This is a genomic window from Bradyrhizobium sp. CCGUVB23 (genome assembly GCF_024199885.1).
In the GTDB taxonomy this organism is placed as follows: domain Bacteria; phylum Pseudomonadota; class Alphaproteobacteria; order Rhizobiales; family Xanthobacteraceae; genus Bradyrhizobium.
Genome location: NZ_JANADQ010000001.1, coordinates 1,167,694 through 1,180,471 on the forward strand (window position 1 = coordinate 1,167,694; position 12,778 = coordinate 1,180,471).

Annotated in this window: 8 protein-coding genes and 1 pseudogene; 2 read left to right on the forward strand and 7 right to left on the reverse strand. The window is 65.0% G+C overall.

Features of this window, described 5'->3' with window-relative positions; all coding sequences use genetic code 11:
• Positions 1–3 precede the first annotated feature (3 nt).
• From NLN62_RS05545 to NLN62_RS05575, 7 genes and pseudogenes are all read right to left on the reverse strand, one after another.
• Positions 4–1,692 carry a methyl-accepting chemotaxis protein gene (locus NLN62_RS05545; RefSeq protein ID WP_254107839.1) on the reverse strand — a complete coding sequence of 563 codons (1,689 nt, stop codon included), beginning with the start codon at positions 1,690–1,692 and terminating at the stop codon, positions 4–6.
• Between the two features lie 233 nt (positions 1,693–1,925).
• The gene (locus tag NLN62_RS05550; protein ID WP_254107841.1) at positions 1,926–3,896 is read right to left on the reverse strand and encodes a methyl-accepting chemotaxis protein; all 1,971 of its coding nucleotides are present in this window, start codon (positions 3,894–3,896) and stop codon (positions 1,926–1,928) included.
• A gap of 245 nt (positions 3,897–4,141) precedes the next feature.
• Positions 4,142–5,875 carry a methyl-accepting chemotaxis protein gene (locus tag NLN62_RS05555; RefSeq protein ID WP_254107844.1) on the reverse strand — a complete coding sequence of 578 codons (1,734 nt, stop codon included), beginning with the start codon at positions 5,873–5,875 and terminating at the stop codon, positions 4,142–4,144.
• 205 nt (positions 5,876–6,080) lie between these two features.
• A pseudogene (locus NLN62_RS05560) lies at positions 6,081–6,333 on the reverse strand (hypothetical protein).
• Between the two features lie 183 nt (positions 6,334–6,516).
• Positions 6,517–7,116 (reverse strand): hypothetical protein, encoded by a 600-nt coding sequence (locus tag NLN62_RS05565; RefSeq protein WP_027524305.1) that lies wholly within the window; start codon positions 7,114–7,116, stop codon positions 6,517–6,519.
• A 111-nt stretch (positions 7,117–7,227) separates the two neighbouring features.
• Entirely contained in the window at positions 7,228–8,214 is a 987-nt protein-coding gene (locus NLN62_RS05570) for an MDR family oxidoreductase (protein ID WP_254107847.1), read from the reverse strand.
• Between the two features lie 40 nt (positions 8,215–8,254).
• Positions 8,255–9,520: an MFS transporter gene (locus NLN62_RS05575; protein WP_254107849.1), complete on the reverse strand. Its 1,266-nt coding sequence runs from the start codon at positions 9,518–9,520 to the stop codon at positions 8,255–8,257.
• 370 nt (positions 9,521–9,890) lie between these two features.
• Here NLN62_RS05575 and nadA point away from each other — a divergent pair, with 370 nt between their 5' ends.
• Positions 9,891–10,997, forward strand: a complete 1,107-nt coding sequence (gene nadA, locus NLN62_RS05580) for a quinolinate synthase NadA (protein ID WP_027524302.1) — start codon at positions 9,891–9,893, stop codon at positions 10,995–10,997.
• A gap of 172 nt (positions 10,998–11,169) precedes the next feature.
• Entirely contained in the window at positions 11,170–12,771 is a 1,602-nt protein-coding gene (locus NLN62_RS05585) for an L-aspartate oxidase (RefSeq protein WP_254107851.1), read from the forward strand.
• Positions 12,772–12,778: the final 7 nt, after the last annotated feature.

Consider the following 12,778-nt stretch of genomic DNA (forward strand, 5'->3'; position numbering starts at 1 on the left):
TGGTCAGGCCGCGCGCACCGACTCCAGGAAGCTCGCGACCTCGACCTTGAGGCGCGTGCTGTCGGAAGCAAGCGATTTCGCGGCCGACAGGACCTCAGTCGAGGCCGAGCCGGTCTCGATCGCGCCGCGCTGCACGTCGGTGATGTTGGAGGAGACCTCTTGCGTGCCGACCGAGGCCTGCTGCACGTTGCGTGAAATTTCCTGCGTGGCGGCGCCCTGCTCCTCGACGGCCGCGGCAATCGCCGACGACACCTCGGACAGCCGCTCGATGGTGCCGGCGATCTCCTTGATGGCGCCGACGGACTCCTGCGTGGCCGTCTGAATGCCCGAAACCTGGAGGCCGATTTCCCCGGTCGCCTTTGCAGTCTGTTCGGCGAGCGCCTTGACCTCGGACGCCACCACGGCAAAGCCACGGCCTGCTTCGCCGGCGCGCGCGGCTTCGATCGTCGCGTTCAGCGCCAGCAGGTTGGTCTGGCCCGCGATGGTGTTGATCAGCTCGACGACGTCGCCGATGCGCGCGGCCGCCTGCGACAGCGCGTTGACGCGCTCGTTGGTGCGCGCCGCCTGGTCGACGGCCTCCGCCGCCATCCGCGCCGATTCCTGCACCTGCCGGCTGATCTCGGTGATCGACGAGGACAGCTCCTCCGACGCCGACGCGACGGACTGGACGTTGGTGGACGCTTCCTCGGACGCCGCCGCAACCACGGTCGCGAGTTCCTGGCCGCGCTGCGCGGTGCCGCTCAACGTGCTCGCGGACGCCTCGAGCTCGGTCGAGGCCGACGACACGGTCTCGACGATCTCGCCGATCACGGTCTCGAAATTGCGCGTGATGCCGTCGACGCGGCGAGCCCGTTCGATCTTGGCCTCGGCGTCGCATGCCGCCGCCTCGTCGGCCGCTTTTTTCGCGATCAGCGCGTCCTTGAAGATCTGCAGCGCATCGGCCATCGATCCGATCTCGGTCCGCGCGCCCCGATGCGGGACTTCGGCCGAGAGCTCGCCATTGCCGAGCACCTGCATCGGCCGGACGATCGAGGCGATGCCGCGCGAGACATCCTGCACCAGGAAATAGGCGGCCGCGACCGCGATCAGCACCGACGTCACGATGATGCCGAGCAGAACACGGAAGGTGATGGTGTAGCTGTCGGCGGCCTTCTTCGTCTCCGCCTCGGCGCCCTTGTTGTTGAGCTCGATGTCCTGCTGGAGCAGCGGATCGGCGGCCTGCGCCATCTTGGCGACCTTGGTCTGCAAGAGCTCGTTGGCGTCAGTCGGGAAGTGGCCGACGCCCTTGCGCGACAGCGTCATCACCTCCTGCACGCCATTCAGATATTCGGCCCAGGCTCTGCTCCACTGGTCATAGAGAGCGCGCTCTTCGGACGAGGTAATCAGGGGCTCATAGCTCTTGCGCGTCGTCTCGATGCGATCGCGCAGCGACGCCATCCGCTTCTCGGCGGCGTCCTTGCCCTCGGCGCTGTCCTGCATCAGGTGCAAGCGCAGCGCGACCCGCAGCTCGTTGATGTCGGCGCGGAGCGATCCCAGCGCGCGGACGCTGGGCAGCCAGCTCTCGGAAATCTCGACCGTATGCGCATTGATGGCCTGCATGGTGGTGATCGCCATGATGCCGACACCGGCGAGCGCGAGCACCAGAGCGCTCAACACGGTCAATATTTTCAATCGGATCGAGAATTTCGACATCGCAATAATCCCGGCGGATGGACGTTACGCAGTGCGGACGCAGTCGCTACCGCCGCGATCGGGAAAACCGACGATCGGACGGTGCTTGGTTCAACAATGCTGGCTGGTTCTCTTTGGGTAGAAGATGCACCTTGAGTTCCAAGCCTCGGTTAATTTGAAACCCCGTACTAATACGGAACCGATCAATCATCGATTTCTGTGCAACCTTTAGACGTTTCTTTGCATGCCTCCCGCTATGCAGCCCGTACGGAGTCGAGGAAGCGCGCGACTTCGCTCTTCAGCCGGTTGCTTTCCAGCGACAACGATTGCGCCGACGCGTGAACCTGGGCGGACGCAGCGCCGGTCTCGCCGGCGCCGCGCTGGACGTCGCTGATATTGGCGGAGACCTCGGACGTACCGTGCGCGGCGTGCTGAATGTTGCGTGAGATCTCCTGAGTCGCGGCGCCCTGCTCCTCGACCGCCGCGGCGATGGTCGCGGCGATCCCGGACATCCGCGCGATGGTGTCGCCGATCTCCCTGATGGCGCCGACGGAGTCATCCGTCGCGGTCTGGATCGCGCCAATATGCTGGCTGATCTCGCCGGTCGCCTTCGCGGTCTGCTCGGCGAGCGCCTTCACCTCGGTCGCGACCACGGCAAAACCCTTGCCAGCCTCGCCGGCCCGCGCCGCCTCGATCGTGGCATTGAGCGCCAGCAGGTTGGTCTGGCCGGCGATGGTGTTGATCAGCTCGACGACGTCGCCGATGCGGCTCGCCGCCTTGGTCAGTTCGGCGACGCGCGCGTTGGTGCGCTGCGCCTGCTCGACCGCGGCATCGGCCACACGCGCCGATTCCTGGACCTGGCGGCTGATCTCGGTGATCGAGGAGGTCATTTCCTCACTTGCCGAGGACACCGACTGCACATTGGCGGAAGCCTCTTCCGAGGCCGCGGCGACCGCGGTGGCAAGCCCGTTCGAGCGCTCGGCGGCCCGCGTCAACGTGTTGGACGAGGCTTCGAGCTCGGTCGCCGCCGACGACACCGTCTCGATGATCTCGCCGACCGCGCCCTCGAAACCGTCGGCGAGACGCTGCATGTCCGCCTTGCGCGTCTCACGCTGCCGCGCTTCCGCCTCGAGCTGCTCGGTGCGCAGCCGCTCGGCCTCCGCCATATTGTTGCGGAAGACCTCGACCGCGCCGGCCATCTCACCGATCTCGTCCTTGCGTCCGAGGCCCGGCACGGTGATCGAGAGCTCGCCACGCGCAAGCCGCGTCATCGCGCTCACCATTGCCGAAAGCGCGCTGGAGATCGAACGGCCCAGCAGGAATCCGACCACAGCCAGCAACAGTACCGTGACGCCGAAGGTGACCATCATCCACAGCCGTACCGCATCGCGCGTTGCGGCCTCGGCGGCATCGGCCTCCTTATAGGTTCGATCGACGGCGCTGCGGACGTCGATGATCAGCGGCTCGAGTTCGCGAAACGTCTTCATCATGCTCGCGTCATAGGCCGCGCTCTGTTGTGCCGCCTCGGCCCAGCTCGAAAACTCCGATTGGTATTTCTGCAGCCTGGCCGTGATGTCGGCCATGACGGGGGCCGGCACGGCCGCGGCCTCCATCGCCTTGGAGAATTCGGATGCAGCCTTCTTCAGCTCGGCGATATATTTCGGGTCGCGCCGCAGCATGAAATCCTTTTCATGCCGCCGCATCATCAACATCCAGCTCGTCAGCCGCGGATTGTCGATCTCCTTCAGCTTGGCCTCGATCTCATGCACGGCGGCGCGCAGCGAGCCGGACAGGCCGAGATTCTCATTGAGGCCGAGCTTGATCTCGCTCGCGACCAGCGCGGAAAAATCAGCCGCATAGCGCTTGAAGCCAGCCTCGGCCTGCTGGGTCTTCTCCGACAGCGCGCTCATGCCGCCGGCCGACATCAAGCGCTGCAACTCGTCGAAATCTCTCGTGATGGGTCCGCTCAGCTCCGCATGGGCCTTGGCGTAGCTCTCGTTCCTGCGCTGCTGAAAGTTCTTCTCGTTGCGCCGTGCCTCGAGCAGCTCGATCGAGAGCTGCTTGTTGAGGTCGGAGATCATCCGGGCTCGGTTCGCAACGATGCGGGAGGCGTCCTGCGACCGGCTACCGATCTCGTAGATCGCGCCAAACGCCATGAGACCGACGAGCCCGAAAAGTCCGATCGCCATCACCTTGTGGGTGAGGCGGATGGAGAGGCCGCTCATGAATGTGCTCCGAAACGCTCGAGGTGCAAATGACCGAAAAGGACAGGGTTGGTGACCGGAATGTTGCGGGGATGATGCCTGCTTCGCTTTTCTGGAAAGTTAACCGTGCGGCTTTTTCATCGCGGCATCGCACAACGCAAAACCGCCGCGGCTTGCCCGCGGCGGTTCAGACGAGATCAGGGCCTCGGAAGGCGGCGATTGGTGCGGCGAGGCTGACAGCCGCGCGACCCGCGCCGGCGGCAGTGCTAGGCCGCGCGCACGGTATCGAGGAATTTTCCGACTTCGAGCTTGAGCCGGTTGCTGTCGCCTGCGAGCGACTGCGCGGCCGCCAGCACCTGCGTTGAGGCCGATCCGGTCTCGCCCGCCCCGCGCTGCACGTCGGTGATGTTGGATGACACCTGATGCGTGCCCTGCGCGGCCTGCTGCACATTGCGCGAGATTTCCTGCGTCGCTGCGCCCTGCTCTTCCACCGCAGCCGCAATGGTCGAGGAGATCTCCGACAGCTTCTCGATGGTGTCGCTGATATCGCGGATGGCGTTGACCGATTCTTGCGTTGCCGTCTGGATGCCGGAGACCTGCTGGCCGATCTCGCCGGTCGCCTTCGCGGTCTGCTCGGCCAGCGCCTTGACCTCGGAAGCCACGACGGCGAAGCCGCGACCGGCCTCGCCGGCGCGCGCCGCCTCGATGGTGGCGTTGAGCGCGAGCAGGTTGGTCTGGCCCGCGATGGTGTTGATCAACTCGACCACGTCGCCGATACGGGTGGCCGCCTTGGACAATTCGCTGACGCGCTCGGTCGTGGTGCGCGCCTGGCCGACCGCCTCGTTGGCGACGCGCGCGGACTGCTGCACCTGCCGGCTGATCTCGGTGATCGACGACGACAGCTCCTCCGTCGCAGAGGCCACCGACTGCACGTTGGTGGAAGCCTCTTCAGACGCCGCTGCGACCATCGTGGTCAGCTCCTGTGCGCGCTCCGCAGTGGAAGTGAGCGTCGAAGCCGATGCTTCGAGCTCGGTCGCGGCGGAGGACACCGTGTCGACGATCTCGCCGACGGCGGCTTCGAAGCCGCTGGCGAGTTTGTGCATCTCGGCCTTGCGCTGAGCAGCGGCGATCTGATCCTGCCTGGTCTTGGCCTCGGCCTCCTCGCGCGCCTTCTGCTCGGACACGATCTTGAATTTTTCGACAGCCGCGGCGACGCCGCCGACCTCGTCCTTGCGACCGAGCCCCGGCAGCACCACGGAGAAGTCGCCACCGGCGAGCTTGTCCATGGCCACCGTGAGCGCGCGGATCGGCCGAGCAATCGTCAGGAAGGACATTAGCCAGGAGCCGAACAGGACAAGCGCGGCACAGACGCCGACCACAGTTCCGATATGTTCGCTGGACGCCATCTCCTGCACCGAGCCGGCGATCTCCTCCTCGCTCCTGTGCCTGGCGAAATCGGCGATCTGGCCCGCCAGCACGTCCGTTTCGGCAGCGGTCGGCAATGTGACTTCGCGCGCGATGCGCATGCTCTCTTCGGTGAGCTTGGCGACACGGGCGGCATCTGCGCCGGTCGCGGCGATCATCTCACTGCGGATCGAGGCAATCTGCTGGGCGCCCTTGAAATAATCTGCGGAGAGGTTCTTGAGCTTTTCGATCCGCGCTCGGTTTTCCGAAGACCGGGACAGCTTGAGCATCGCATCCACGACGTTGCCCAGCGACCTTGAGCGCTCGACGAGCGACTCGCTCGCCTTTTGCAATTCGCCTGCATTGTTGGCGAGCCGGATATCCCGGACGCTGAGCTGCATGCTGCGCGCCCCAAGCTTGGCTTCGACGGCATCCCGCGCCAGCTCCTGCTGCGCGAAGGCGGCCTCGTTGGAACGACGCACATTGCCATTGCCGACGAGTTGGCTCGCGATCATGGCGATCACCAAAAGAATACCGAACGCCGACGTCACCGCCAGCTTGGTACCGATCCGCAAATTCTGAACAAGGCTCAACATGGACACGTTTCCCGGACAGGCGCGGTCGAGTCATTGTCGGCCGCTCTCGGCGTTGTTCGCCCTTGCTTAAGAACTGAGCGCCGGGAATTCCGATTTGGTTAACAACACGCTCCGTGGAACTACTGAGATTTGACAAAAAACACTTGAAAACCAGCACGTTTCACGCGCTTAACTGGTTAACCACACGCGGCAGTATGCGAGGCTTCTAGCTGGCAATGCCGCATGCCTTCGGGCTCTCACCGACCAGGCTGATGCGAAAAACGAGCTGTTTGTTTTCGTCGAGGAGATCCATGTGCCATTGCGCGTTGGGCTTCAGGCCGCGTGCGATGCTGCCGACGAGGTTCGCGCAGACCTCCGTCATCTCGCTCCAGGCCGCCGCGCGATCCTCTGAATTCATAAGCGTGATCGGATGCCCCGGAATAGCGTCCGGTGCTGATCCGAAAGTAATACAGCGCCATCGTCGAACCTTCTTGTCGAGCCGCTGCCTGCCGGCCGTCACGCAAGGCTGTGGCGCGAACAGCTACCAAGGCATGAAAACCGCCGCCCGTATGACTACGGCGCGGCGGCGAACACAGTTCGTCAGGTTTCAACGATAACGGCGCGGAAAGCACACGCGCCTGGCAGGCAAGGGCTGGCAAGGCTCAGTCGGTCGAGCGGCGCAACTCGAGCGGGCCCTCATTCTTCGGCGCTTCGGGCTTTGGTCCCGACTTCACTGGCTCGATGCGGCCAGTCTCGACACGCGGCGTCTCGACACGCGCGGCGACTTCGGTTGAGGATGCGCTGACCGAGCCAGTCGTGCGCGGCGCATGCGGCGATCGCGGCCGCGCCACCGCGCGCGCCATCAGCATCTGATTGCCACCCTGGTGGTGGAAATCGCAATAGGCGAAGCCCATACCCGAGACCGAGCCGCGGAAGCTGCGATCATCGGTCTTTTCAAGGTTGAAGCAGGGTTCGAATGGAATGCCCTTGATCGAGGCGCAGACGTTCTGGCCACGGATCTGGAGCGTGTTGCCCGGCAGGCGAAGGTGGCGGACCGGGCCTGCGCCCGAGAACTGCACGGCGCCTGCGGCGCCGAGATCGTCGAGAATGCGGCCTGCCCCGCGGGTCCCGTCAAAGCAGGTGAAGGCGAACACCTTGCCGGCGACAAACCGGCGCGCCTCATCGGCATTCATGCTTCCAGCAACGGCCGGCACAATCGCTGCTGCCGCCGTAACGGCCCCCAACACAAAACGCGCAAGCATGCTCTTACTCCGACAACCCCAGTAGCGGGCAAGCCTGATCCCTTTACCCGCTGCTTACCATACTAACCGTGGCGACATTGAAGCAGCTTGGTTGGTAAAGTCTGAACGCCGTTAGAGAATTTTTACCACGATACGGCCGCGGACCTCACCGGCGAGAATCTTCGGTCCCCACTCGACAATTTGGTCGAGCGGAATTTCCTTAGTGATTTCAGTGAGTTTCGTCCGATCCAGGTCGGACGCCAGGCGTTGCCAGGCAGCCCTCCGCGGCGCAATCGGGCACATCACCGAATCGATGCCGAGAAGGCACACCCCGCGCAAAATAAACGGCGCGACCGAGGACGGCAGATCCATGCCGGCGGCAAGACCGCAGGCGGCAATCGCTCCGCCATACTTGGTCATCGACAAGAGATTGGCGAGCGTGGTCGAGCCGACGCTGTCGACGCCGCCGGCCCAGCGCTCCTTGGCGAGCGGTTTTGCGGGCGCGGACAGTTCGTTGCGGTCGATCACCTCGGCCGCTCCCAGCTCCTTTAGATAGCTCGCTTCCGCTGCGCGACCGGTGGAGGCGATGACGTGGTAGCCGAGCTTCGACAGCACGGCGGTTGCAACCGAGCCGACGCCACCGGCCGCGCCCGTCACCACCACGGGGCCGCTCTTCGGCGAGATGCCCTGCTTCTCCAGCGCCAGCACCGCGAGCATCGCGGTGAAGCCGGCGGTGCCGATCGCCATGGCATCACGCGCCGACAGGCCCTGCGGCAGCGCGACCAGCCAATCGCCCTTCACCCGCGCCTTCTCGGCATAGGCGCCGAGATGCGTCTCGCCCATGCCCCAGCCGGTGCAGACGACCTTGTCGCCCGCCTTCCACTGCGGATGAGATGATTGCTCGACAGTGCCGGCAAAATCGATGCCGGCGATCATCGGGAAGCGCCGCACCACTGGCGCCTTGCCGGTGAGCGCGAGGCCATCCTTGTAGTTCAGCGTAGACCATTCGACGCGCACGGTGACGTCACCGTCCATCAGCTCGGCTTCGTCGAACTGCGTCAATGCGGCGGTGGTGCCCTTGTCCGCCTTGTCGATCCGGATCGCCTTGAACGTTGCCACGGCAAAACTCCCTGACTTGTTTCAGGGGATGTTTAGCCGATCAGGCAGGCAGCGCAACCGCTCGCTGGACGGGTTTCTCCACGATCGGGAGATTGATCAGCGCGGAGAGCACGCCGAACAGGATCGAGAGCCACCAGATCGGCGTATAGGAACCGAAGCGCTCGAACACGATGCCGCCGAGCCAGACGCCGAGGAAACCGCCGACCTGATGGCTGACGAAGGCAAAGCCGTAGAGGGTTGCGAGCCAGCGCGTGCCGAACATCAGCGCCACCAGCGCCGAGGTCGGCGGCACGGTGGAGAGCCACATCAGGCCGGACACCGCACCGAAGGCGATCGCCGAGAACGGCGTGATCGGGAACGAGATGAAGGCGAGCGTTGCGAGCGCACGGATAAAATAGATCGTCGAGAGGATGTAGCGCTTGGGCAGATAGTTCTGCAGCCAGCCGACGCTAAGCGAGCCCATCATGTTGAAGAGTCCGATCGCCGCGATCACCCAACCGCCGACCTGCGTGGAGATGCCGCGATCGACCAGGAACGCCGGCAGGTGCACGGTGATGAAGGCGAGCTGGAAGCCGCAGGTGAAGAAGCCGAGCACGAGCAGAACATAGGAGCGGTGGCCGAAGGCCTCGGCGAGGGCCTTGGTGAAGGATTGCTCGTCTGCGGCCGGCGTGCCGGACGAACTTGCAACCTGCGGCGTGGACAGCGCGAACGAGAGCGGAATGATCAGAAGCATCAGGCCCGCAAACACCGTGAGCGCCTGCTGCCAGCCGAAATTGTCGATCAGCGCGACACCGACGGGCGCGAACAGGAACTGCCCGAACGAGCCGGCCGCAGTGCCGGCGCCGAGCGCAAGGCCGCGTTTCTCGGCCGGAAGCAACTTGCTGAAAGCCGACAGCACGAGATTGAAGGAGCAGCCGGCAAGGCCGAAGCCAACCATGACGCCGGCGCCGACGTTGAGCGAGAGCGGCGTCGAGGAATAGCGCATCAAAAGCAGGCCGCCGGCGTAGAGCACGGCGCCGACGCACATCACGCGAAACAGGCCGAAGCGATCGGCAATCGCGCCGGCAAACGGCTGGCCCAGTCCCCACACCAGGTTCTGCACCGCGATGGCGAGGCCGAAGACGTCGCGGCCCCAGGAAAATTCATGGCTCATCGGCTGGACGAAGAAGCCGAGGCTCGAGCGCGGGCCGAAGCTCAGCATGCCGATGGCGCAGCCGCAGAGAATGATGATCGCTGGCGTGCGCCAAGAAGAATGAGAGGTAGAAGAACGCGAAACCGGACCGACGTCGCCCACGCTTGCCGACATGCATTTTCCCTTTTCTGCCGTTGGCGGATCCGGAATAGGTCACCGCGCCCCAACCAGTTAATGCATCTGCATGAAAAGCCCAAGAGGGATGCCGAACATTGCAGCCCTGCAAATCGCGCGCGGAGCGAGCGCACGGGGCGGAGCGAGCGCACGGGAATGTGTCCGGATGGGTCTGGCGGCCGGCAGCCTCACATGTTATGTTTGATTTACTCATATTGAGCATATCGACATGAGCTGCCTGGCCCTCCCTGAGCTGCGGATGTTGTCCGGGTAAAGCTGATTGCGGCTCGCAAACCCAACCGGCCGGAAAGGCCGGATTTCTAACGGCCTACATATACTCAAGTTGAGTATATGAGAACGGGAGGCTTCGATGCCGATCTCTGGAATTTACGGTCCCGACGATTTTGCCACGCGGCCGCAGGCCCGCCCCGCTCCCACCGCACGCAAGCCCTTCGGCAATCGCGGCCCCGCATTGCCGCGGCCTTTGCTGGAATGGACACCGGAGGTCGAGCAGGCCACGGCGCATCTCTACGAGCGGGTGAAGCACGTGATCCCGTCGATCGAGTGGCCGCTGATGGCGCCGGCCATCAAGGTGATCAACGAGTTGAAGCAGGCACGGGGCGCGGTGATCCTCGCGCACAACTACCAGGCGCCCGAGATCTTTCACTGCGTCGCCGATATCGGCGGCGACTCGCTCCAGCTCGCGGTCGAGGCGACCAAGGTGAAGGCCGACATCATCGTGCAGTGTGGTGTGCACTTCATGGCGGAGACGTCAAAGCTGCTCAATCCGGACAAGACGGTGCTGATCCCGGATTCCCGCGCCGGCTGTTCGCTCGCCGCCAGCATCACGGGCGCCGATGTACGCCTGCTGCGCGAAAAATTTCCGGGCGTACCCGTCGTCGCCTATGTCAACACCTCCGCCGAGGTGAAGGCCGAGGTCGACATCTGCTGCACCTCGTCGAATGCGGTGCAGGTGGTCGAAAGCCTGCGCGCGCCGAGCGTGATCTTCCTGCCCGACCAGTATCTCGCGAAATACGTTGCCTCGAAGACCGACGTGAAGATCATCGCCTGGAAAGGCGCCTGTGAGGTGCATGAGCGCTTCACCGGCGAAGAGCTGCGCGGCCTTCGCGAAGCTGATCCGTCGGTGCAGATCATCGCGCATCCGGAATGCCCGCCCGACGTCCTGGCGGAGGCCGACTTCACCGGCTCGACCGCGCACATGATCAACTGGGTGCGCGAGAAGCGGCCGAAGCGGCTCGTCATGATCACCGAATGCTCGATGGCCGACAATGTGCGCGCCGAGCTGCCCGACATCGAGATGCTGCGCCCCTGCAATCTCTGCCCGCACATGAAGCGCATCACGCTGTCGAACATCTTGGACAGCCTGCTGACGCTCGGTGAGGAGGTGACGATCGATCCCGCCATAGCCGAACGCGCGCGGCGTTCGGTCGAGCGGATGATCAATCTGAAGAACTAGCGCCACAACCAACACTGTCGTCCCGGGGTGCGCGAAGCGCGAGCCCGGGACCCATAACCACAGGATGTGGTTTTGGCGCGAAGTTCCCAACCGCGAGTCTTCGCCAAATCATTCCCTGGGGGTATGGGTCCCCGCCTTCGCGGGGACGACAGCTGAGTGAATGGAGACAGCCATGCCAAACACCATCCACAACCTCACCCGCACCACCGACGACGTCGTCATCGTCGGCGGCGGCCTTGCCGGACTGTTCTGTGCACTGAAGCTGGCGCCGCGGCCGGTGACGTTGATCTCGGCTGCGCCGCTCGGACAGGGCGCATCATCCGCCTGGGCGCAAGGCGGCATCGCAGCAGCCGTCGGCGAAGGCGACAGCCCGGAGGCCCATGCTGCCGACACCGTCGCGGTCGGCGCCGGTCTCGTCGATGAAGCGATCGCGCTCGGAATCGCACGCGAAGCGGCGCCGCGCATTCACGATCTGCTCAGCTACGGCGTGCCTTTCGACCGCGATCTCGAAGGCAGGCTCGCGGTAGGGCGCGAAGCCGCGCATTCGGCGCGGCGCATCGTGCATGTGCGCGGTGACATGGCGGGCGCGGCGATCATCGCGGCGCTCAGCGAGGCCATGCGGCGCACGCCGTCGATCCGCCTGATCGAAGGCCTTGTCGCCGAGGCACTGCTGACCGAGGACGGCGCCGTCACCGGCTTGCAGCTCCGCGACGCCAGCCACGCAACGGTGCGTCCCGTCATCATCGCTTCGCGCGCGGTGGTGCTGGCAACCGGCGGCATCGGCCATCTCTACGCCGTCACGACCAATCCACTAGAGGCAAGCGGATCAGGGCTCGCGATCGCGGCGCGGGCCGGCGCCGTCATCGCCGATCCGGAGTTCGTGCAGTTCCATCCGACCGCCATCATGGCCGGCCGCGATCCGGCGCCGCTTGCGACCGAAGCGCTGCGCGGCGAAGGCGCCGTTCTGATCAACGGCAAGGGCGAACGCTTCATGGCGGCACGCCATCCGCTCGCTGAACTGGCACCGCGCGACATCGTCGCACGCGGCGTGTTCGCGGAGATCGCCGCAAGCCGCGGCGCGTTCCTCGATGCGCGGGAGGCGTTGGGTACGCGCTTCGCCGACAAATTCCCAACCGTCCATGCAAGCTGCATTGCGGCCGGGCTCGATCCGGCGACGAAAGCGATCCCGATTGCGCCCGCCGCCCACTACCACATGGGCGGCATCGCCGTGGACACGCGCGGCCGCACGTCCATCGACGGGCTGTGGGCCGGCGGCGAGGTGTCGTCGACCGGTGCGCATGGCGCCAACCGGCTCGCCTCGAACTCGCTGCTGGAGGCCGTCGTCTATGCCGCGCGCATTGCGGAGGACATTGCCGGCCGCGCGATCCCCTCACCGGCATGGCTGCCGGAAGCGCTGGTGACGCCGCGCAACGGCGCGATCGACAAGCGAGCCGAGACCAGTCTGCGCGCCATGATGAGCGCGCATGTCGGCGTGATCCGCGATAGCGACGGGCTTGCACGGGCCGTGCAACATTTTGCGGCGCTCGAACGCGATGCCGGCAGCGTCGCGCTGCGCAACATGGCAACCACGGCGCTGCTCGTCGCCGCATCCGCCTTCACGCGGCACGAGAGCCGCGGCGCGCATTTCCGCTCCGACCATCCGGTCGAGGCGATCGCCAAGCGGACCATGACGACGCTCGCCACCGCCCGCGAGGTTGCCGAAGGTCTCGCCGAACAACCCGCGCGCCGAACGGCGCAAGCCATGATCGCCTGACGGAGAT